General features: G+C 70.5%; 19 protein-coding genes and 1 pseudogene. 5 read left to right on the top strand and 15 right to left on the bottom strand.

Annotated features, from left to right (window positions below; all coding sequences use genetic code 11):
- Window positions 1-21: 21 nt before the first annotated feature.
- A complete protein-coding gene (locus HUT19_RS33475) occupies window positions 22-1,035 on the bottom strand; it encodes a sugar-binding transcriptional regulator (protein WP_176184020.1) in 1,014 nt (337 codons plus the stop codon).
- 557 nt (window positions 1,036-1,592) lie between these two features.
- On the opposite strand from HUT19_RS33475, the gene HUT19_RS33480 reads away from it, so the two are divergent.
- Together HUT19_RS33480 and HUT19_RS33485 are read left to right on the top strand one after the other, a co-directional pair.
- A complete protein-coding gene (locus HUT19_RS33480; RefSeq protein ID WP_176184021.1) occupies window positions 1,593-2,063 on the top strand; it encodes a MarR family winged helix-turn-helix transcriptional regulator in 471 nt (156 codons plus the stop codon).
- A gap of 4 nt (window positions 2,064-2,067) precedes the next feature.
- Window positions 2,068-2,955, top strand: a complete 888-nt coding sequence (locus HUT19_RS33485) for an SDR family NAD(P)-dependent oxidoreductase (protein WP_176184022.1) — start codon at window positions 2,068-2,070, stop codon at window positions 2,953-2,955.
- A gap of 101 nt (window positions 2,956-3,056) precedes the next feature.
- Here HUT19_RS33485 and ilvC read toward each other — a convergent pair whose 3' ends face one another.
- The 10 genes and pseudogenes from ilvC to HUT19_RS33535 all read right to left on the bottom strand — a co-directional run bounded on the left by ilvC (window position 3,057) and on the right by HUT19_RS33535 (window position 12,179).
- Complete coding sequence (gene ilvC, locus HUT19_RS33490) at window positions 3,057-4,055, bottom strand: ketol-acid reductoisomerase (protein WP_176184023.1); 999 nt, start codon at window positions 4,053-4,055, stop codon at window positions 3,057-3,059.
- Between the two features lie 270 nt (window positions 4,056-4,325).
- Window positions 4,326-4,820 carry a thioesterase family protein gene (locus HUT19_RS33495; protein WP_176184024.1) on the bottom strand — a complete coding sequence of 165 codons (495 nt, stop codon included), beginning with the start codon at window positions 4,818-4,820 and terminating at the stop codon, window positions 4,326-4,328.
- 294 nt (window positions 4,821-5,114) lie between these two features.
- Window positions 5,115-5,417, bottom strand: a complete 303-nt coding sequence (locus HUT19_RS33500; RefSeq protein ID WP_176184025.1) for a hypothetical protein — start codon at window positions 5,415-5,417, stop codon at window positions 5,115-5,117.
- Window positions 5,418-5,764: 347 nt separating this feature from the next.
- Window positions 5,765-6,541, bottom strand: coding sequence for a hypothetical protein (locus HUT19_RS33505; protein ID WP_176184026.1), 777 nt, complete (start codon window positions 6,539-6,541; stop codon window positions 5,765-5,767).
- Between the two features lie 815 nt (window positions 6,542-7,356).
- Window positions 7,357-7,576: pseudogene (locus HUT19_RS33510) on the bottom strand (transposase); the annotation flags it as partial.
- A gap of 49 nt (window positions 7,577-7,625) precedes the next feature.
- Window positions 7,626-8,222: a TetR/AcrR family transcriptional regulator gene (locus HUT19_RS33515; protein WP_176184027.1), complete on the bottom strand. Its 597-nt coding sequence runs from the start codon at window positions 8,220-8,222 to the stop codon at window positions 7,626-7,628.
- A 154-nt stretch (window positions 8,223-8,376) separates the two neighbouring features.
- Window positions 8,377-9,234, bottom strand: coding sequence for an oxidoreductase (locus HUT19_RS33520; RefSeq protein ID WP_176184028.1), 858 nt, complete (start codon window positions 9,232-9,234; stop codon window positions 8,377-8,379).
- Between the two features lie 55 nt (window positions 9,235-9,289).
- The gene (locus HUT19_RS33525) at window positions 9,290-9,484 is read right to left on the bottom strand and encodes a hypothetical protein (protein ID WP_176184029.1); all 195 of its coding nucleotides are present in this window, start codon (window positions 9,482-9,484) and stop codon (window positions 9,290-9,292) included.
- Between the two features lie 192 nt (window positions 9,485-9,676).
- Window positions 9,677-11,224: an FG-GAP and VCBS repeat-containing protein gene (locus HUT19_RS33530; RefSeq protein ID WP_176184030.1), complete on the bottom strand. Its 1,548-nt coding sequence runs from the start codon at window positions 11,222-11,224 to the stop codon at window positions 9,677-9,679.
- A gap of 118 nt (window positions 11,225-11,342) precedes the next feature.
- Window positions 11,343-12,179 (bottom strand): hypothetical protein, encoded by an 837-nt coding sequence (locus HUT19_RS33535; protein ID WP_176184031.1) that lies wholly within the window; start codon window positions 12,177-12,179, stop codon window positions 11,343-11,345.
- 644 nt (window positions 12,180-12,823) lie between these two features.
- Between HUT19_RS33535 and HUT19_RS33540 the strand changes: the two genes are divergently transcribed.
- A complete protein-coding gene (locus HUT19_RS33540; protein ID WP_176184032.1) occupies window positions 12,824-13,759 on the top strand; it encodes an NADP-dependent oxidoreductase in 936 nt (311 codons plus the stop codon).
- A 289-nt stretch (window positions 13,760-14,048) separates the two neighbouring features.
- Window positions 14,049-15,119, top strand: a complete 1,071-nt coding sequence (locus HUT19_RS33545) for a kelch repeat-containing protein (protein WP_176184033.1) — start codon at window positions 14,049-14,051, stop codon at window positions 15,117-15,119.
- A 590-nt stretch (window positions 15,120-15,709) separates the two neighbouring features.
- Here HUT19_RS33545 and HUT19_RS33550 read toward each other — a convergent pair.
- The 3 genes from HUT19_RS33550 to HUT19_RS33560 all read right to left on the bottom strand — a co-directional run bounded on the left by HUT19_RS33550 (window position 15,710) and on the right by HUT19_RS33560 (window position 17,750).
- Window positions 15,710-15,925 carry a 4-oxalocrotonate tautomerase family protein gene (locus HUT19_RS33550; protein ID WP_176184034.1) on the bottom strand — a complete coding sequence of 72 codons (216 nt, stop codon included), beginning with the start codon at window positions 15,923-15,925 and terminating at the stop codon, window positions 15,710-15,712.
- A 38-nt stretch (window positions 15,926-15,963) separates the two neighbouring features.
- Window positions 15,964-16,869, bottom strand: coding sequence for an SDR family NAD(P)-dependent oxidoreductase (locus HUT19_RS33555; protein WP_176184035.1), 906 nt, complete (start codon window positions 16,867-16,869; stop codon window positions 15,964-15,966).
- A 98-nt stretch (window positions 16,870-16,967) separates the two neighbouring features.
- A complete protein-coding gene (locus tag HUT19_RS33560) occupies window positions 16,968-17,750 on the bottom strand; it encodes an SDR family oxidoreductase (protein WP_176184036.1) in 783 nt (260 codons plus the stop codon).
- A gap of 178 nt (window positions 17,751-17,928) precedes the next feature.
- Between HUT19_RS33560 and HUT19_RS33565 the strand changes: the two genes are divergently transcribed.
- Window positions 17,929-18,801, top strand: a complete 873-nt coding sequence (locus tag HUT19_RS33565; protein ID WP_176184037.1) for a helix-turn-helix transcriptional regulator — start codon at window positions 17,929-17,931, stop codon at window positions 18,799-18,801.
- 319 nt (window positions 18,802-19,120) lie between these two features.
- On the opposite strand, the gene HUT19_RS33570 is transcribed toward HUT19_RS33565, so the two are convergent.
- The gene (locus tag HUT19_RS33570) at window positions 19,121-20,575 is read right to left on the bottom strand and encodes a hypothetical protein (protein WP_176184038.1); all 1,455 of its coding nucleotides are present in this window, start codon (window positions 20,573-20,575) and stop codon (window positions 19,121-19,123) included.
- Between the last annotated feature and the right edge of the window lie 117 nt (window positions 20,576-20,692).

The raw sequence follows: 20,692 nt of genomic DNA on the forward strand, positions 1-20,692 counted from the left end.
CGAAGAGATGGCTCAGCCAGCTCACACGGCTGACGGGCCGGTGTCGCCGGAGGACCCGGAATCGAGAAGACGTCGGGCAACCAGACCATCCGTGACAATGCCGTCGAGCAGGCCGGACTTGAGGATGGCGCGTATGGCGTCCGCCTTACGGGGGTCCCCGGCAATGCCGATCACTTCTGGAACTTTCCGTAGCTCCTCGATCTCCACGGAGATCACGCGGTCGCTCAGCCCGGTCGGCACCACAAGGCCATTGCGGTCGAAGAGGTGACCACAGATTTCGGCGCATACGCCGAGCTCCCGGTACCTCTCACGCTCGTGTTCCGTCAGGGCGTCGTACATCGTGGACAGCGTGGGTGCCCAAGCACCGATTTCGACGATCGCCTTGCTGACGTGTGGGAACTGGGCGAGCGTCGCAGCGATTCCGGGCTGTTTGCCAAGGATGGTGGCCGTCAACTCGTGGGGAACGATGAGCGGAGCGTGAAGGGGGAACGCGGAGCCACCGCCGACCGCTGCCGCACGATGGACGGCCGAGACGAATTCGTAGTTGTCCCAATGGTCCGGGTGAGAGCCGGTGAGCTGGACCACCTGACATCGAGCCAACTTGGTGATGTTTTTGCCGATGGCTTCCACCGAGCGGCCCCACGCCAGTCCAAGGATGTCGTCGTCATCGACGATGTCGGAGATCAACTGTGCGGCTGCCACCCCGAGCCATGGAATCACCTCATCGGGCTGCGATGCGCGCGCATTCGCCACATCCTGGCAGACGTCGATCACGATCACTCGTGAGAGATCGAAGCGCTCTCTGAGGGCGAGAGAGAGTTCGACGGATCGTCTGACCGGAACGGTGACTTCGATCTGTACGATTCCCTGGTCCACTGCCTCTGCGAGTATGCGGGCGACCTTGAATCGGCTGATCATGAACTCGTCGGCGATCTCGCTCTTCGACCGGTTCTCGAGATAAAACCGCCTGGCGATGGCTGCCGCCAGAAAGACGTCGGTTTCCTGCGAAGGTGGCGGTGTGCTTTCTGCGCCCATATCGATTCCCCTGTTTGGTGCTCTTGCAAGCAGCGACATGCATCGAAGCAGCCGCGGTGGCAACGAATCCCGACTGATGCTCAGGAAGTCCCGATCGTGACGAACGGGCGGACTGGGGACCGATGTTCTCCGGAGAACCGCTGTGGCGTCATCGGCCAAGTGGCCTATTGAGGGCAGTGAGGCGAGGGGGTGAGGCGAGGGTTCAGGAGCCCGCTCCCCGGCCGACGGGTGCCGGCCGCGGGGAGTGATGGGTGCTGGACCGCGCCCGGTCAAACGGCTGGTGCGGTCGTCAGTCCGCATGCCACAGCCTGTTCAGTGAGGACGGGCGGCACGCCCGCTGTGGTTCGCCGCCCCGCCCGGCACGGAGGGTGCGGCCCAGTGAACCGCTCTCCGTGCTTGGCGCGGAGGGTGTGGGTGCCGGGGAGAAGGCTTACCGCCCGGGGAGGGGAACGGGGCCGGGCCCGCAGTGCGACTGAACGTGCCGTGGCTGCGCTTGGTCTGTCCTCCGCATGCATGGAACTTCCAATAATGGGAGTTTCCATGTATGGTTCGGGTCTGTGGATGACGCCCGCTTGGACCAGGATCTGATCGGCTACCTGTTCGCCCTGCGTGACCAGGTTCAGGCTGAGCTTAAGATTCTGCTCCGCGAACTGGAGCTGACCGACGCGCAGGCCGACGCGCTGTGGCGGCTCAGCGGCGAGCCGGAGATGACCGCGCGCCGCCTGGCCGACCGACTGAACTGCGACGCGTCGACCGCCACGTCCATGATCGACCGCTTGGAGAAGCACGGGCTGGTCCGCCGGGTACCCCACCCCACCGACCGCCGCGCGAAGATCCTCCAGCTCACGCCTCAAGGGTGCGAGCTGCGCGACCGCGTCATCCGGCACACCGCCGAACGGTCGCCGTTCGCCCGCCTCGACCACGACAGCCGGCTGCGCCTGCGTGCGTTGTTCCGCGAGGCGGCGGGCGACACCCCGGCCGGGCCCGCAACCAGCGGCCGGGACGACCAGGAAGAGAAGGAACGATGAACTCATGAGCCCCAGAACCATCGTCATCACCGGTGGCGCAGGCGGTCTGGGCCTGGTGGCGGCACGCCACCTCGTCCAGGCCGGAACGAACGTGATCCTCGTCGGCCGGGACGCGGCACGCACCGCCGCCGCGGCGAGCGGTCTGCGCGACCTGGCGCCCGCCGGCACCGATGCCGTCCCACCCCGGGCGTACACGGCCGACCTGTCGCAGTGGGCACACGTGCGCGACCTGGCCGCGAAGCTCGCGGACGACGGCGTACGCGTCGATGTGCTGGTCAACAACGCGGGAGCGGCATTCCCCCGCTACGGGCAAACCCCGGACGGCGTCGAGCGCACGTACGCCCTGAACCACCACGCACCCTTTCTGCTGACGCACGCCCTCCTCGCGGCAGGCGCATTCACCGCCGACGCCCGGATCATCAACCTCTCCACCTTCGTGGAGAAGCGCGGCAGGCTCGACACGACCGATCCCGACGTCTCCGGCACCTCATGGCGCGACCGGTTCTACTCCCAGATCCACGTGTACGCCACGAGCAAGCTGCTCGGGCTCCTGGCAACCAGGGAACTCGCCCGCCGCCTACCCGACGGCCTGCGGATCTACAACGCCAACCCCGGCATGGTCAAGAACACCAGCATCAACGCCAACGCCGGTGGACTGATGCGGCTGACCGCCCCGCTGTTCCGGCCCTTCTCCATCACGCCGGACCAGGGCGTGCGGACCACGCTGTGGCTCGCCACCGCCTCGCCCGCCCCGCAACCCAGCGGAGGCTTCTTCACCAAGTCCCAACCGGCGACGCCCTCTCGACTGGCCCAGGACACAGCCCTCGCGCGCACCGTCTACGAACGGACGGCATCCCTCCTGGGCATCGAGGTCCTCACAACGGGCCGGTGAGCCGCTCAGCAGCGCCCGCTGGTGGCCGGCCGGAGCGGACAACGGGCCGCGGCCGCCACTTCGCGCGCTCGCGTGGCCGCGGCCCCTCGTCCACCAGAGGCTTACGCCCCCTCGTTCACCCAGCTCATGAGCTTGCGCAGCTCCTTGCCCGTAGTCTCCAGCTTGTGGTCGGCATCGGCCTTCTTGTACTCGTTGTACTTCGGCAGGCCGGCGTGGTACTCCTCCATCCACGTACGGGCGAAGCTGCCGTCCTGGATCTCGGAGAGGACCTTCTTCATCTCGGCCTTGGTTCGGGCGGTGATGATGCGTGGCCCGGTGACGTAGTCGCCCCACTCGGCGGTCTCCGAGATCGACCAGCGCATCTTCTCCAGCCCGCCCTCGTACATGAGGTCCACGATCAGCTTGAGCTCGTGGAGGCACTCGAAGTACGCGATCTCCGGCTGGTAGCCGGCCTCGACCAGCGTCTCGAAGCCCGCCTTGACCAGCGCGGAGGCGCCGCCGGCGAGCACGGCCTGCTCGCCGAAGAGGTCGGTCTCGGTCTCCTCGGTGAACGTGGTCTTGATGACCCCCGCGCGGGTGCCACCGATGCCCTTGGCGTAGGACAGGGCCAGCGCGAAGGCGTTGTCCGTGGCGTCCTGCTCGACGGCCACGAGGCACGGTACGCCGCGGCCCTCCTCGTACTGCCGGCGGACGAGGTGGCCAGGGCCCTTGGGCGCCACCATGCAGACATCCACGTTGGCCGGGGGCTTGATGAAGCCGAAGCGGATGTTGAGGCCATGGCCGAAGAACAGCGCGTCGCCGTCCTTGAGGTTGTCCTTGATGGACTGCTCGTAGACCTTCGCCTGGACCGGGTCCGGCACCAGGACCATGATCACGTCGGCCTCGGCGGCGGCCTCGGTCGGGGTGGTCACGCGCAGGCCCTGCTCCTCGGCCTTCGTCCGCGATGTGGAGCCCTCGGGGAGGCCGACGCGCACGTCGGCACCCGAGTCGCGCAGCGACAGCGCGTGGGCGTGGCCCTGGCTGCCATAGCCGAGAATCGCGACCTTACGGCCCTGGATGATGGACAGGTCGGCGTCGTCGTCGTAGAAAAGCTCGGCCACTTCGGGGTTTCTCCTTGATTGGGGTGGTGCGCCCCACCGTATGACGGTGCGGCGGGCAGGGGTGTCCGTCAGACTCGTTGCCGCGATTCCGGTCCCGGTCAGCGCCACCAGGCCGACGTCCGCTACGGCGCATCGGAGGCGGGGAGAATGTCTTCGCTCGGTCGTGGTCAGGACTCCGCGTCCCACCGGTCGACCGGCGCGAGGCCAGCCGGTCGGGCATGCTCTTCGGCCCGACCGGCCCTTGACCGGTACGTCGACGGCTTCTCGGATTTACGGCTGGCGTTGACCGGCAAGAGGCCTGGACTCTGCGGACTCCTCAGGGAGCGGGCCGAACAGCTTGGTGGCCAGGTCGCGGGTCTCTTCGGCCCAGGGCGCGGAGCCGAGCGAGGCCATGTCCACGTTGACCTCGGCGCGGGTGCCCTCGGCGTGGACCGTCTGTCCGTCCTCGGAGACCACGCGGAAGGCGTAGACCATGCTGCTCCTGCCGAGGCGCTGCATCCGGAAGCACACGTTGACGCGGCCGACGCCGCGAATCGGGCTGCGATACCGGAACGTCTGCTCCAGCACGACGTGCACCACGTCCGGATGTGTCGGCACACCATCGACGAACGAATACCCCGCCCGCGCCCAGATCCGTACCAGGGCACGTTCGACCAGCAACGGGTACCGGCAGTTGTGCAGATTGCCCATGAAGTCGAGGTCGTCCAAGTGGACTTCGGCCGGTTCGACGCACTCCGCCACGGCCACCTCCGACGCGTTAACCATTGGTCTCCTTCGAACCGCTCCTGCCGCCCCGGGCCCGCAGGCCAGGACACGGGGCATGATGCATGCTTGAGCGCGGGCGCCGGGGGCGACCGCTGAGATCGCAGCGGCCATCACCGCACGGCAATGTCGCCACCAAGTATCACGAACGGCCGCCACGACGGCATCGGCCGATCGACCTATCCGGCCGGGGGAGAAATCGTCGAACTTTCGGTTCCCGATTGAGCGGCCGTCCGGTGGCATGGTCGAGGCCATGCGTCCGACAAGCGGCCGAGCGGAGGGGTTCCCCGGCGCGGACTACAGCTTGGAGTCTCTGACGTGGCTCCCGTTGTACGGGTCGTTCCAGCGGCCCACCTCCGCGGCCGACCAGTCGGGCTCCCAGCCGGAGCGCACGCCGCGCGCTCCCCAGCCGTCCGGCCGCTGGCCGGGGAGTTCGAGACCGGCCGCCTGGGCAGCAAGCGCGGCGTCGTACGCCTCGCGCGCGAGCCGCAAGGCCCGGTGGCTGTTGTCGGCCTGGCCGGTGAACACGTGCAGGCCGTGCAGGCCGGGGCGGGCGGTGTTCCTTATCGGGACGTTGACCTCGAAGTAGGGCTTGGCCATGACAGTCTCCTTCTGTGCTGGTGCGGGGGGACCACCGCGACCGCCCTGGCCAGGGCGGGTGTGGGTGGGGGCGGGACGGCGACCGAACCGTCCATGCCCAGGCGGCGCAGCACGTCGTTCTTGCCTGTGTTGTCGTGCCGATCGCCTGGGCACCTCGGGCCTTGGCTGGACTGCGAGGTGGCCGACACTGGCGCATGGGAGGGCGATGCGCGCGACCCGTACCAGGCACTGCCCCAAGCCGACGGCTCCGATCATGGCCCTCGTGGTCCCGCGCACGCGGTCGGCCACCAGCGCCGTGTCCTGTGCGATGGCTGACAGGCCCACCACCGCCTCGGCATACGCTCGCATCACGATCTGTCCGTGCGAAGCAAGCAGGGCGCGCTGGGGATGCTCGGCTCGGCCGTGAACGAGGTCAGTCCCCAGCGGACGTCCACCCGTACGCTCACTCCATAACGGGCCGCGTACCATCTCAGCCGCTCCACGCGGGCCCGCAACGCCCGCCTGTCCAGTGGCTGATCTCCCGTACCCAGCAACAGGCACAATTCATGCCAGAACCAGGGACGCTCACTGCTCAGCAACAGGTTCAGCAGGAGCCATCCGGTACCACGCCCCGAGTGTGCGGACGGCGGCAAAACACTCTGCCGCCGCGGCGCCGGCGCCCCGACAGCGGCGAACCACCGCTGGTCCGCCAGCAGCCGGGCGGCCAGCTCACGGACGGGCATGTCTCGCCGCAGGACATTGGCCGCGCCCGCGTCGAGCAGGCGGGAAGCGTCGACGCCCGCGGGCACCAGAGCAATCACCGGCGCCAGTCGGCCGAGCACCCGGATGCGCTCTTCCAAACAGTCCGGGGAGCGCGACCGGGGAACGTCCAGGATCGCGGGCCTCGGTGTCTCCAGAAGGCTTTCGTAGACATGCCGCGAACCCCACGGATACAGCATCGGAGGCGGCATCTGCGAGCTTCGCAGAGCACGCAGCAACGGACCGGTCGCAGACCGGTGCAGCGTGACCATCACACCCGCCGTGCCGACCACACCCGCCGCGGACGAGGGGCATTCCGGAGAGAGGCAGTGATACTGGTGCTGCCGATGAGACAGGCGGCGAACCAACGCACTCACATCGGGCATGGGGCTGTCCTCGGGACGTACAAGCAGCTCGATCTCCCCTCAGCCGAGCAGGATTCCCTCCGCTCCCGCCACGGCGATGCCACGGATGACCGCCTGACAGGACGCGCCGGATGCGTCATGGATGATCCCGCGGGCCCTTTCTTCCTGGCCGGCCCGATGGACCGTGCCGCGCTCCGCCGCAGACAGAATGAGGACTTCAGGCCCTGTACGGAGACCGGCCCGGAAGAAGTCCCGCTCCATGAAGGCGGGCGCTCAGCAAGCCGATCCGGCGCATACCCGCGTCGCGGACGGCGGCACCGGGGGCTGCGACCTCGGCCGGGTGCGGCAGGTGTGAGGTCGAGCAACCGATCATCAGCCGAGGTGGACTGCCGGCTCACGCCCCCCGACAAGCCTGTGGTGTGCATTGACTCACCCTTCATTCCGCGAGCGGCCAGCGGCCTTCGTCTCACCGCGCAGCTGTCGAAGTCCGGGCCGGTGACAGGCCCGGTCGCAGCCAGAGGGCCGGCACCGACGCGCCAGCTCCGTGAGCTTCCCCGGACCGTGCATCAGCCGTTGCGGCATTGACAATCGCCGAGAACCGGCCAGGCCGCATCGGTCAACCGGCCTATCAGCAAGACGGCCGACGGGCACCGTACTCGGCACCCTTCGGAGGTGGGCTGCCACCGCGTCGGTGGAATGGTGGCGGACGCTTTGCCACGCGAGGGCGGGATGTGAACCCGCACCCTACGGCCCGGGCGACGAGACCGTCGGCTGACCACCGCCTTTTCGGCCGCGCCGGGCGCACCACCGCGGACAGCGGCATCCACGTCGCCGCCACCGTTCCTCTCCCAGCGGGTGAAGCGTTCGTGGACGGTCTGCCACGGGCCATAGCGCGCGGGCAGGTCAGGCCAGGGCGCCCCGGTCCGCAACCGCCACGGCACGCCGTTCACCAGCTGCACGGTGATGACGCCAGGGACGCCCCCGGCCATCAACACCCGGCGGCGGCGGAGCTATCCGCCCCCACGCCACATCCGTCAACTCACCCCGATCCACCATGAGATCAATCATCAGACGCGGCCAGGGCCGGCGCAGAGGTGGCGGGCTATCAGCTCTCCATGACACGACGCCAGATGTCAACGGTGGTTGCGGTCGCCCGGGCGAGGTCGTCCTCAGGTGAGCAGGCGGCGCGGTAGAAGTTCCGTTCGGTCATCCAGCACAGCGCCCGCGCCAGCGCGGCGGCTCCGCCGGGACCCTTCTCCTCAGGGATCCCTGCCCGCTTCAGCACCTGGGACATGGTCCGGGCGAAGACATCGACCGTGTCGTTCCAGGCGGATCCGATCACCGGGTGCAGCGCGGAGTAGTCGACAGCCGCCCGCATGACGGTGCCGTGCTCGCGCCAGACCTGCTCCACCCTGTGGACGGCCCGCTCCATGACGTCGACGGGTGGGGAGGTCGCATCCTGTGCCGTGCTGTCGGCCTCGGCTCGAATGGTGCGCATGGTGCGCTCGACGAGTGCGGCGAGGACTTCGTGCTTGTTGCCGAAGTAGAAGTAGAGGGAGCCGCGTGAGATCCCGGCGCCTTTGGCGATCGCTTCGACCGTGAGCTCCTCGAGGCTTGTGTGCTCGAGCAGCGCTTCGGCGGCGTCCAGGAGTGCCTGCTCGCGCAGGTCTCCCTTCCTTGGGGCGTCACTGCGCCTTCCCACGGTGGTCTCCCCTGATCGGCTCTCCTGAGCACTGTACTTCCACCGGAGAAGGGGCTCAGGGAGTGGCGTACGGCAACGGGTTCACGCGCATGCCACGACCTTCCGCAGCCGCGTCCCGGCCCGATGATCAGCCATGTGGTGAGCCCGCCGGAGGTCAGTTGCTGGTGAGCTGAGCTCCGTCGGGGAAGTCGGTCGTCCGCGACAGCTTCTCCCAGGTGCGGATGTCGTCGTCCACCGCCTGTCGGGCCGCCGCGATCAGACGCAGGGCGTCGGAGCCCAGCACGAGGTGGGCAGGGGGTTCCGGGACGTCGAGGATGTGCAGCAGTGCTTCAGCGGCCTTCTCCGGGTTGCCGAGCTGATTACCACTGGCCGCGATCCGTGCCTCGCGGATCGGAGTGAACAGCTCGTCGTAGTCGTCGATGGTGCGTTCCGCGCGGGTCATCGACCGGCCGGCCCAGTCCGTGCGGAACGAGCCGGGCTCGATGGCTGTGACGTGGATGCCGAACGCGGCGACCTCCTTGCGGATGCTCTCGAGCATGCCTTCCAGGGCGAACTTGCTGCCGCAGTAGGCCGACATGCCGGGCACGGCCATCAGGCCGCCCATGGAGGTCACTGCCATCAGGTGGCCGCCGCGCCTCTTGCGCATGTGGGGAAGGACGGCTTGCAGTGTCGCCGCGGCCCCGAACACGTTGGTCTCGAACTGCGCCCGGACCGCCGATAGCGGTGTCTCCTCGAAGATGCCCTCCAGGCCGTAGCCGGCGTTGGCGATGGCCACGTCGATCGGACCGATCACCGACTCGACCTCGCTGACCACGGCGGATACGGCTTCGTCGTCGGTGACGTCCAGCTGGCGCGCATGGGCTCGCCCGGGTGCCAGTGCCTCGAACGCCTCCACGTCAGCTTCCCGGCGCACGGTGCCGACCACCGTGTGTCCCGACTTGAGGGCCCCCTTGGCGAACGCCTGGCCGAGCCCGCTGCTCACACCGGTGATCAGGAAATTCTTCATATTCACCACATTCCTTGGCCGCGGCAGCCACGCCGCCTGTACGATCCGGCTTGCTCAAAACCTACACGACGTCGATTTCTTTCGCCACAGTGCAGATTTTTAGCCGCAGGGCCGCGCGCACAAGGCTGCGGCGGCGAAAGAGGGGCGGCAGCCGCGGCAGGACGCCGCCAGTCCGTGGCGGCGGCGTCACCGCCGCCTGGTGCGAGGTGTGCCAGTCGACGGTGCCCTTGGCCGCGTCGGCGCCCTGCGCCACCATCGCCTGGCCGGTGCCGTGGCGGGCGGGGCCGCGCGGGTCGGTGCCTCCCTCGGCGCCTGCCGCCTGGCCGACCTGGAGTGCCCGTCGCTGTCCGCCGCCCTGGCAGCCGCCATGGCCAAGGACGTCCGGGGTCGGCGGCGGCGTCCCGCGATGTGGTCCGCGCGCGTGGCGGGAGGTACCGCCCCTCAGCGGCTACCTGGCGAAACGCTGGCCCAGCAGGGGATCGCCGTTGAGACCGGGCAGGTCGTCGGGCCTGATATGCCGCGCGCCCTGCCGGGCCAAGCCTTCCCGGGCACCGGGCAGCACCCAGACGGAGCCGGTGAAGTCCCGCTCGCCCTCACCCTCGCCCGAAGCGCCAACCACCAGATCCGCCCGGTGATCGCCGTTCATGTCGGTCAGCCGTACCGCCTCACCGAAGGCGTCGCCTTCGGCGGGGACCGCCCCCACAGCGCTCTGGTCGAGAAGCCGGGCCCCAGTGCCCGTCAGGCCCCGCGGCCCGCCCTTGAGGAAGAGCACCGCGCCTGCCTGGTCCGCACCGCGCACGCGCAGCCCCGGCGCTCCGGCCACCAGGTCGGCGTAACCGTCGCCGTCGACGTCGCTGGAGTCCATGGCGGTGAACACCGCCTCGCCGCCGGCCAGTTCCCTGCCGGGGACGCCTGAGATGTCGCGGTCGACGGTGGTGGTACGGGGCCCGGGCCCGGTCTTGCTGCCGTAGACCACCTCCAGCGCGGTCCGCCTCGCGTGATCGCTGCGGGGGCTGAGGATCAGATCGGCGTATCCGTCGTGATCGACGTCGCCGACGGCACCCGTCCCGGCACCGGGGAGGCGTTTGCCGTCCGGCTCGGTGAAGCCGTCCGGGCCGCCGGCCAGGTAGTCGCTGCTCCCGGTCCGCCCGGACCGGCTGGAGACGTCGTTCCTGTCGGTGTAGAAGGTCACCAGATCGTCGGTGCCGTCGCCGTTGAGGTCGCCGGCCACCAGGTCCCTGAACACCAGATCGCCGTTCGGGTCATCGGGAAGGTCGGGAGCGGGGACCTTCCCGATGTCCGCCGCGGCCCCCTTACGGCTGAACGGGCCCAACAGCAGGCCCTTCCTCGACCCCAGACCGGTGACCAGGTCCACATGACCGTCCCCGGTGAAGTCACCGGCCGCGAGCTGCTCCCCGCCGATGTCGGTGACGCCGCCGGGTACGTGACTGCCGTCCGCGCCCCGCATACGGCTGGCACTCGCCAGCCCGTGCCGGGACCCCCACAGCATGATCACGTGAGAGGTGTCGTCCTCGAAGACGGTGGCCGCGAGGTCGGTGTAGCCGTCCTCGTCGAAATCACGCGCCACGCTCTCGATCCCGAACTCCGCCTCCTGATGCGCTTCTCCCGGCACGGCGGGGTCCGCCTGGGTCAGCAGCTGGCAGCGGCCGGCACCGGTCCCGTCACCGGAGCCGTACGCCACGGCGATGTTCCCGGCCACATAGGTGTCGCCCACATCCCCGCTTCCGGACATGGCCAGATCGGCATGTCCGTCACCGTCGAAGTCGGCCTGCGGCGGCGTACCCGACGAGCGGGTCGGTGTCCCGCTCCCGGCCGCCGGGTCCCCGTGCCGCGGGGCAGCCGGGGTCCCGGCGCTGTGACACTTCCGCGGCGCTGCCATACTCCCGCCGTCACCTGGACCGGAACACGCCGTCAGCGTGGCGGCGGCCACCGCCACGACCGTGACGCCGATCCAGGTGGTCCGCTTACGGATCATGGCGCGTCGGCGTACGCACAGAAGCCTCCCTTGTCGCATCGCCCGGGGGCACGGGGGCCTGTGACGCCCGCGTCTGGCGCGGGCGTCATCCTCGCCCCCGGGACGGTCCGGTGTGTGGTCAGTGGTCTTCGGTGATGGTGGTGGCGATGCCGTTCTCGATCACGACCTGGGCGCTGACGCCGGAGCTCTTGGTGGCCGCCTCGAGCTCATCCTCGGTGCACTGGGTGCCGCCCTGGCCGCCTTCTTCGGTGTTGTCGTCCCCGCAGATGCTGCCGTAGCCCCAGATGTCGGTGTCCTCGGCGACGAAGAACGCCTGCTCGGATCCCTTCATGTCCGAGACGGTGTACTTGCTGGGTGCGAGGTACTTCACGTTGCCGAGCCAGGTGCCGTTGACACCCTTGCCCTTGTTGATGCCGTCGATCTCCGTCTTCGGCTTGTCCTGCGCCTGGTCGGAGGAATCGGACTCGTTGCCGCTGTCTTCGGCGGGGGCGCCCTCGTCGGGTGCCGGGCGCTCGGTGACGGTGTCGGCGACGCCGTTCTTCATGACCACGTCCGCGGCGATCGATCCGTCCTTGAGGATCTTCTCCAGGTCGTCGACCGTGCAGGGGGTGTCGGCGGCGCTGTTGTAGGGGCCGCAGATGGTGCCCGCACCGAAGACCTTGGTGTCATCGGCGACCCAGAACTGCTGCTCCTTGCCCTGGGCGTTGACGATGTACTTGCCGGGTGCCAGGTACTCCACCGTGCCGCCGGAGAAGGTCCCGCTGACGCCCTTGCCCTTCGGCGCCGTCTTGTCCGACACGGCGGAGTCGCCGCGCGTCGAGGACGCCGCGGGAGCGCTGGTGCTCGCCGAGCCGTCCGCGCCCTTGGCGGTGTCCTGGCAGGCGGTCAGCAGGGCGGTGCCGGCCAGGAACGCGGCGGCGGCCAGGTAGGACCGAGTGCGAAGGGTGAAAGACATAGTGCTGTCCCCGTTTCATGGAAGGAGGGCGGCGGCCGATGGGCCGTGACCCGTGGTGAGTGGATGCGTGATCACCATGCGAGGGGCGAGAGGCCGGGGAACAGAGGGGTCTTTGACCCGCGACGGCGCTGTTACCGTTTCCGGACAATGCAACGCACGTACGAGGAAATGCTGTTAGGTCACTCGCACCCGTGAGACACCGCCGCAGCGCCCGGACACGCGGGGAAACGCACGACCGGCGGAGGAGCGGTACCGGCACCGAGACCAGTCCGGCCCTGTTACAAACCCGGCCCCCCAACCCAGGGTTGGCGTCCCCTGGTTATCCCCGCGGGGGGCGCGAATACTGAACCGGTGATCTGGGGCCGCGGCCACCGGCTCCGGTGGGGAACGCCACGCCGCGCCCGTACCGCCACGGCGGTTGGCGTACCCGGACGTGCCATCACACCGCGCACCGGGCCGCTGCATGCGCGCCACCACCGGCCCGGACGCCGTTCCCCGCCACGACGCGAGCCGGATTCCGCCACGGTCACATCGCACCTCTGGTCTCTGAAGGACCCCTACGGCGTCTGCCCCGGCTGCCGGACATTCATCCCGCTGATCCATCGCCCGCCGTCGAGGTGGGCCCGAACCTCAAGGAACCGCCTGTGCGTGCTGTGGAAGTCACCGCCTTCGGCACCCCCGACGTGCTGCGCCTGGTCGACCGTCCGGACCCCGAGCCCCGGCCCGGCGCGGTGCGCGTGCGCATCCATGCCACCATCGTCAACCCGGTCGACTCCTGGGTGCGCCGGGGCACCATGGCCCACCGCACCCCCCATCTGCCGTTCCCCTTCACGCTCGGCTTCGACATCGCGGGCACCGTGCTGGACGACACCGACGCCTTCACGGCCGGGCAACGCGTCATCGGCCTGTACCCGTGGCTCGTCGAGGGCACGGGAAAGGGCACGAACGCCGAGATCGTCCACGCCGACCCGCGCTGGCTGGCGCCGCTGCCGCAGTCCGTGGACTGGGCCACTGCGGCCACGGTCCCGCTCAACTCGCTGACCGCCCGCCAGTCGCTGGATCTGCTCGGCTGTGCCCCTGGCGAGACCGTCCTGGTCACCGGCGCGAGCGGTGCTGTGGGCAGCTTCGCCGCCCAGCTTGCCGCGGCCGACGGCGCCAAGGTCGTGGCGGTGGCGTCCGCCGGCGACGAGGCGTACGTCACCGCCCTCGGCGTGCAGTACGTGCTGTCCCGCGAAGACCCGCATCGACTCGTCGAAGCCGTCCGGAAGGTCGCGCCGAACGGCGTGGACCGGGCGTTCGACGCCGCCCTCATCGGCGCACCGCTGCTCGGTGCCGTGCGCGCCGGCGGCGGTTTCCTCTCCGCCGTCGAGGCTGCCGCCCCGGCTCCCGAACGCGGCATCACGGTCACCGGTGTACACGCCAAGCCGGACGCCGCCCAGCTGACCGACCTCATCCGCCGCGTCGTGGCCGGAGAACTCACCACCCGGATCGCCGACGTCCTGCCCATCGAGCACAGTGCGCAGGCGCACCGCCGCCTCGAAGCGGGCGGTCTGCGCGGCAAGCTGGTGCTCACGTTCTGACCGCCGTGGGCACCAGCGCCCCACGCCACCGCGCCGCGGCAGGTTCGCCCCGCGCGTCCGCCGCTCCGGCCCGCGTACCACAGCGCGCATGCCGCGCTCACACCTGTTCGTCTCGGCGCCGGATCGACCAACCGCGGCCCTGTGTGGATTTTCACCTCGACGGCGTGCCGGTCGTACCCGGCCGCACCGGAACGCGACCCGGGCCGGCGCTTGACGTCCCCCGCGGCCGGCCCCTGCCTCGGTGGCCGGCCGGACACCGTAAAGAAACCAATGAAAGCAAGGAGTTGTTATGAGGCAGTGGTCAGCCCTGCTCCTCGGCGCAGTCCTGGTGGCGGCCCCGACCGCGCAGGCGTACGCGCACCCGGACCCCACCACGCACCCTCCGGCGGAGGCTCCCGCGGCGGCCGAACCGTCCTACGGCAAGGGGTGGCGGCCGCTGGCGCCGATCGCGAGCGGGCCCCGGCAGGAGCACAGCGTCGCCGCGGTGGGTGACAAGGTCTACGTCATCGGTGGCATCGTCCCCGATTCGTCCGGCGGTTTCACCACCACCGGCCGGATGGAGGTCTATGACACGCGACGTGGCACCTGGTCCGACGCCGCACCGTTGCCCGTCGCGATGAACCACCCCAACGTGGCGGCGGTCGGCGGCAGGATCTACGTCCTCGGCGGGCTGTCCGGCGGCGCCTCCTGGCAGGCCCTGGGCGACAGCTTCGTCTACGACCCGCATGCGGACCGGTGGAGGCGGCTGCCGTCGATGCCCGCGGGCATCGAGCGGGGCAGCGCCGCGATGGGCGTGCACGGGAGCAGGATTTACCTCGCGGGCGGTATGCGCACCCTGACGCCGAGTCCCGGCGGCCTCCAGGACACTGTGGACACGGTGTCCTCGTACGACGTCGTGACCGGCCGGTGGCGGACCCTGCCGAGCCTGCCGCAGGCCCGCGACCACGTCGGCGGAGCCGTCGTGGGCGCGACGTTCTACGTGATCGGCGGCCGGGACCGGGGGCAGGTCAACGTGCGGGACACCGTCTACGCATACGATCTACGTTCCCGCCGCTGGTCCCAGCGAGCACCGATGCCGACCGCCCGCGGCGGCATCGCCACCGCGATCGTGGGCACGAAGATCTATACCTTCGGCGGCGAGGGCAAGCACGACGGCAGCGGCCCGGACGCCGTCTTCGACCAGACCGAGGCGTACGACACCCGCCACGATCGGTGGCAGCGGCTTGCCCCGATGCCGGTGCCGCGCCACGGCACGGCCGCCGTCGCCGTGGGCGGCACGATCTACATCCCCGGTGGTGGCACCGCGGGCGGTGGCCGTCCGGTGGACGTCAATGACGCCTATCGGCCCGCCGGGCGGTAAGCCCGCGACGATCCGCGAACGGGTGGCGGCCGAAGGCTGCCACCCGTTCGTGCTGTCTCCTTCCGCGAACGGCCACGCTTGGCTCAATGCCGCTGTGGCAGCACTGAGACCGCCGCGTCGTAGCTGACCGGACCATGACTCCCCGTCCTGACCCTCGGCCAGCAGCTGACAAGCCCCTGATCCCAGGCCCTGATGGGAGTGCGATGCGCGGCCCAGGACCGGGCGGCGGCCGTCAGCGCGGCCCGGTGCGGTAGCGGGTCCGTCCTCTCCCTTCCCTGTTCTCCCAGACAGCGTGCAGAACGTCCGTGAAGGTGCTGAGGGCAGCGGGGGCGGCAGCTCGGTAGGCCGGAACCTCGCGGGCGATCTCTTGGGCCTCTCGCGCTGCGGGCGAATGTTTCATGCCATGCGGTGCGATCCACCCGCGTCGCTCCTCGTGCGGAACGGGCGGCGGCCCCCGGATCGGCCACAGAGCGGCACAAGCCAGGGGCCGACCGTCATCGCGCCGGGAACACCTCGCTCCCCGGTCGGCGGGTGCCGACCGGGGAGCGAGGTGGTGTCGCACGGCGTTCGCCGCCGTGCCGGCGCGGGCGTTAGCCTTCTTCGCCCTGCTGGAGCATGGCGAGGGTCAGGACATTGCCCCCGATGCCCCAGCCGCCGTCGGCGACCTCCTCGACCAGCACCATGGTGTTGGCGCGGGCACGCTCGCCGTAGATCTCGACGTACAGGTCGGTGGTCCGGGTGACGATCTGCTCCTTCTGCTCCTCGTCGAGGGTGCCGGCGGGGACCTTGAAGTTGGCGAAAGGCATGAGGTTTCTCTTTCCTGTGCTTGGTGACAGATTGTTCGTTACAGGGAGCTGCCTGCGGTGAGCAGGTCGTCCAGCCCGACGCGGCGGAAGAAGTCGGCGCGGACGCGGTCGGCGACCGCGGAGACCACTTCACTGCCGTCACGGCTGGGGTCTATGTGGGTACGCAGCGGGCGGGTGCCGGCGGGCATGGCCACCAGGTCCGCCACGGCGTCGGCGACGGCCGCCGCGTCGGCGTCCGGGGGGATCAGCGCGGAGAGCCGTTCGTTGAGGCCGGCCAGCAGGGTGCCGTAGCGCTCGTCGTAGGCGGCGGCGCGGCCGGTGTCGGCAGGGACGCCCGCGTGGAGGAAGTGGTTGGTGCCGGAGGTGAAGGCGCCGGGGACGACGATGGCGGTGTCGATGCCGAAGCGCAGGACTTCGGCGGCGTAGCTGACGGCCAGGGCGTCCATGGCGGCCTTGGCGGCGAAGTAGGGGCCCACGAAGGGCGGGCAGCCGCCGCGGGTGCTGGTGCTGCCGATCCACACCAGCAGCCCGGCGCCCTGGGCGCGCAGGTGCGGCAGCGCGGCGCGGTTGACGCGCTGGGTGCCCAGGACATTGATGTCGTACAGGTCGGAGAGCTGCTCGGGGGTGAAGGCCTCGGCCGGGCCGGTGGCCATGTGACCGGCGTTGTGGACGATCACATCCAGCCGGCCGCTGGTGGCCAGGATGTGGGCGATGGCGGCGTCGGCCGATTCCTGCGAGGTGACATCCAGCTCGACCGGGTGCAGGTCGGCCTTGTGCTCGGCGGCGTAGGCGGTGAGGTCGGCGACCGCGGGCGCGTTGCGCGTGGCGGTCTGCCGGATCCCGGCGTGGACGGTATGGCCGGCGCGGGCCAGGGCGCGTACGGTCAGCGCCCCGAAGCCGCTGGAGGCCCCGGTCACCAGGATGGTGCTGGTCTGGGAGGGCATGGTGGGGTCCTTGTGACAAAGGCTCGTTGCGAAAGGGGAACGGAAGGGGCGGCCCGGTGCGGGGCCCCGCGGGGCAGGGCCGTGGGACCGGCGGGCGGTCAGATGATGCCGCCGTTGGCGCGGATGACCTGGCCGTTGACCCAGTGGCCGGCCGGGGAGGCGAGGAAGGCGACGACCTCGGCGATGTCGGCGGGGGTGCCGAGCCGTTCCAGTGGGGGCTGGGCGGCCAGGCGGGCGATGGTCTCCTCGTCCTTGCCCTCGAGGAACAGGTCGGTGGCCGTGGGGCCGGGGGCGACCGCGTTGACGGTGATGTCCCGGCCCCGCATCTCGCGGGCGAGGATGAGGGTGAGCGCTTCGACCGCGCCCTTGCTGGCGCTGTAGGCGCCGTAGCCGGGGAAGGCCAGGCCCACCACGGAGGTGGAGAAGGTCACGATCGCCCCGCCGTCGCGGACCTTGCGGGCGGCCTGCTGGGCGACGACGAAGGTGCCGCGGATGTTGGTGCGGTGCACCGCGTCCAGCACCGCCAGGTCCAGCTCGGCGATGGGTGCCGTAGCCGCTCTGCCGGCGGCGTGGACCACCACGTCGACGCCTCCGTACCGGGACTCGGCGGTGGCGAACAGTTCGGCCACGGCCTGCTCGTCGGCGACGTCGGCCTGGACGGCGACCGCCTCGCCGCCGGCCGAGGTGACGGCCTTGACGGCGGCGTCGGCCAGCTCTCGGTTGCCGGCGAACCCGACGACGACCGCGAACCCGTCAGCGGCCAGCCGGCTGACCGCCTCCCGGCCGATCCCACGGGAACCACCGGTCACGATGGCGACACGGGTCTGGTCGGTTTGGCGGGTGGAGGTGGTGTGGCTCTCCGTGGGGTTGGGGAGGGACATGGAGACTCCTGCGAAGGGTTCGGATCGGGGAGGACCCGGTGCGGGTGGGGGCGGGGTGTGGGCGTTGTCGCCGCGGTGTTCTCCACGATCCGCCGGTCTTCCGCCTCCAGCCAGGGCTGTGTCCACCCGGGGGTTGTCGTCCCTGGCCTCAGACCCGCGCAGGGGTGAGGATGGGGGTGTGAACCTTCCCGAACTCGCCGCGTTCCTGAAGTCCCGCCGCGACCGGATCCGGCCGTCCGACGCCGGTCTGCCCGCCGGCCCCCGGCGCCGGGTCCCCGGCCTGCGGCGCGAGGAGGTCGCACACCTGGCCGGCCTGTCGGCGGACTACTACACCGAGCTGGAACGCGGACGCGGTGCCCAGCCCTCGGCCGAGGTCGCGGCCGCACTCGCCCGGGCACTGCGACTGAACGGCGACGAACGCGACCACCTCTTCCACCTCGCCGGACGGCCCGTTCCCCCGGCGGCGCATGCCCCGACCGCGCACGTCCAGCCCGCCCTGCTCGGCCTGCTGAACCGGCTCTCCACCACCCCCGCCCAGATCATCAGCGACCTGCACGAGACTCTCGCCCAGAACGAGCTGGCCATCGCCCTGGTCGGCCGGCACCCGACGGGACGCGGGCCGACGGCGGGCTTCCTCTACCGCTGGTTCACCGACCCCCAGAGCCGCGCCCTCTACCCCGAGGAGGAGCACCCGCACCACTCCCGGGTCTTCGTCGCCGACCTCCACGCGGTCGCCGCGCGGCGAGGCCGCGACAAGGAGGTCGCTCAGATCGTGGCAACGCTGCGACGGCACAGCCAGGAGTTCGCGACCCTGTGGGACACCCGTGACGTCGCCCTGCGGCGGCTGGACCACAAGCGCCTCGTCCACCCCGCGCTGGGCGTCATCGAGCTGGACTGCCACACCCTGTTCAGCGAGGACGGACGCCAGCGCCTGCTGTGGTTCGCCGCCCCGCCCGGCACCGAGGGGGCCGCCCAGCTGGAACTGCTCTCGGTCATCGGCACGCAGGGCATGCGGCAAGCGGGCACGCCTTCCGCGGGGGAGCGGGCCTGAACAATCAATCGGCGGCGGTCCACCAGCGGGCCCGCGCTGCTGACACGGCGCGCGGGGCCCGTGTGAGCGTGCTGGTGCGGTTGGTGACCGGAACGTCAGCCACAGTTGTGGTCCTCGATGCCGTTCCGGGAACGGCGGTGGACTGGGTGCCGGCGCCCATGTGGACCAGACTGCGGCCGGCGGCCATGGCGGGAGGCCAGTCGGCGGAACGGGGCCGCTGCTCTGGCGGCGGCCACTGCCCGATCTTCGTTCGTCCGCGGAACCCGATGTCAAGGGCTGGCCGCACATGGCTCCGCGGCACCCCCAACCAGCCAGAACCCTAAGAGGCGCGGGGAGTGAACCCCTTCGTGGTGAAGGCCGCCTTGTCCCGGGAGGTGGTGCCGTCGGTGATCCACCAGTGCGTGGGGTGCTCACCGTACAGGCCGAACAGGGTGCCGGGCCCCCAGCGCAGGATGAGTTCGTCCTTCCCGTCGCCGTCGAAGTCGGCGGCTCCCGCGGGCCGGGCGTGGCGCCGCTTCTCGGGAGTCTTCTTGCCGTCCACCTTCGCCGGCCCCTGGCGCAGGACGGCGGTGCGCTGGTCGCCGTCGAGGAGCGTGGCGCCGTCGTACGTGGCGACCAGGATGCCGTCGCGGCCGTCCCCGTCGGGGTCGGCGGCCACGAAACCGCCGGGCCCGTAGTCGTTGCCTGCCTCCTTGGGCACTGCGGGCAGCCGGTAGGTGACCGGCGCGCCGCCCTTGCCGGGGTAGACGGCGAGTGATCCGTCGACGTCCGGGGCCTCGGTCTCGTTGCCGGGTTCGTCGTTGCGGCCGCCGTCGTCCCCGACGGCCACGTCCCGCAGCTTGTCGCCGTCGAAGTCGCCGAAGGCGTGGGCATTTCCCCGGCGCAGCTTGGTGCCCTTCGCCGAGAGTCCGGTGCCGTGGCGGGCCGGGTAGAGGGTGTTACCGGACTGCTCGCCGTCGCTGCTGGCGTGGAGCAGCAGCGAGGTCGGGCGTGCGGTGCCGGAGGGGGCGATGTCGTCGGCGATGAGCCGGCCGTCCGACCAGGGCAGGCGGGTGTCGGTCCGTGCCGCCGCGCCGGACCGGGTGACTGGTCCGTACAGCACCACCACGGATGACCGGTTCTGTGCGAGGCCTGCGAGGTCGTGGTGGCCGTCCCCGTCGAAGTCGCCGCGCACCACGGAAGCCAGGCCCAGCTTCGACGCACTGTGCGGCAGCCGAAGAGGGGTCGCGCCCGCCCCCGCGGCGGGTCCGCCGGGTCCGCCCCAGGTCACGTAGGAGACGGTGCGGGGAGCGTAGACCTCCCGGTCTTCGATGACCTTGCCTTCGACGGTGGTGATGAAGTCCGGGAAGCCGTCGCCGTTCAGATCGGCGGTGACCACCTGGTCCGCGGTGACGCTGTCGCGCCCGGCCGACCCCTCTTCTGGAGGGGGCAGGCCCAGGTCGCGGCGCCCGTGGACCTTGCGCGTCGAGGGGTGGAGTCCGCCCGCCGAGCCGTAGACCACAGCGACCCGCTCGTCGGCGGGGGTGTCCGGGTCGTCACCGACGGAGAGGGGTACGGGCACCACCAGGTCGCGGTGCCCGTCGCCGTTGAGGTCGTCAGGGTCTGTCGGAGAGTCGGGGTCTTCGGGCGCGCCGGGAGCCCCAGCGGCCGGGGTTGCGCCGCCTGAGAGGGACGGCTGGGAGTCGGTCTTGCCGCTGTCGCATCCGCTGAGCGAGGCGAGGACGAGAAAGGCCGCACAGACGGCAAGAGCCGGTGAGACGGTGGGAGACCTCATGTGATGCACCCTCATGTTTCGTGACGGACCCGCCCGGAGCCGGGAGAGCACGGTACGTCGCCAAGTTGTCGATCAGTCCGGATCGGGTCCGCCGGAGGGACGGGGTTTCGGAGCTCA

Origin of the sequence: Streptomyces sp. NA02950 (assembly GCF_013364155.1) — a bacterium.
GTDB lineage: Bacteria > Actinomycetota > Actinomycetes > Streptomycetales > Streptomycetaceae > Streptomyces.

Excerpts from the sequence above, each read along its gene's own strand:
- HUT19_RS33475 (WP_176184020.1), bottom strand. The coding sequence starts at position 1,035 with ATGGGCGCAGAAAGCACACCGCCACCTTCGCAGGAAACCGACGTCTTT.
- HUT19_RS33485 (WP_176184022.1), top strand. The coding sequence starts at position 2,068 with ATGAGCCCCAGAACCATCGTCATCACCGGTGGCGCAGGCGGTCTGGGC.
- HUT19_RS33495 (WP_176184024.1), bottom strand. The coding sequence starts at position 4,820 with ATGGTTAACGCGTCGGAGGTGGCCGTGGCGGAGTGCGTCGAACCGGCC.
- HUT19_RS33500 (WP_176184025.1), bottom strand. The coding sequence starts at position 5,417 with ATGGCCAAGCCCTACTTCGAGGTCAACGTCCCGATAAGGAACACCGCC.
- HUT19_RS33505 (WP_176184026.1), bottom strand. The coding sequence starts at position 6,541 with ATGCCCGATGTGAGTGCGTTGGTTCGCCGCCTGTCTCATCGGCAGCAC.
- HUT19_RS33525 (WP_176184029.1), bottom strand. The coding sequence starts at position 9,484 with ATGGTGGCGCAGGGCGCCGACGCGGCCAAGGGCACCGTCGACTGGCAC.
- HUT19_RS33530 (WP_176184030.1), bottom strand. The coding sequence starts at position 11,224 with ATGATCCGTAAGCGGACCACCTGGATCGGCGTCACGGTCGTGGCGGTG.
- HUT19_RS33535 (WP_176184031.1), bottom strand. The coding sequence starts at position 12,179 with ATGTCTTTCACCCTTCGCACTCGGTCCTACCTGGCCGCCGCCGCGTTC.
- HUT19_RS33545 (WP_176184033.1), top strand. The coding sequence starts at position 14,049 with ATGAGGCAGTGGTCAGCCCTGCTCCTCGGCGCAGTCCTGGTGGCGGCC.
- HUT19_RS33550 (WP_176184034.1), bottom strand. The coding sequence starts at position 15,925 with ATGCCTTTCGCCAACTTCAAGGTCCCCGCCGGCACCCTCGACGAGGAG.
- HUT19_RS33555 (WP_176184035.1), bottom strand. The coding sequence starts at position 16,869 with ATGCCCTCCCAGACCAGCACCATCCTGGTGACCGGGGCCTCCAGCGGC.
- HUT19_RS33560 (WP_176184036.1), bottom strand. The coding sequence starts at position 17,750 with ATGTCCCTCCCCAACCCCACGGAGAGCCACACCACCTCCACCCGCCAA.
- HUT19_RS33570 (WP_176184038.1), bottom strand. The coding sequence starts at position 20,575 with ATGAGGTCTCCCACCGTCTCACCGGCTCTTGCCGTCTGTGCGGCCTTT.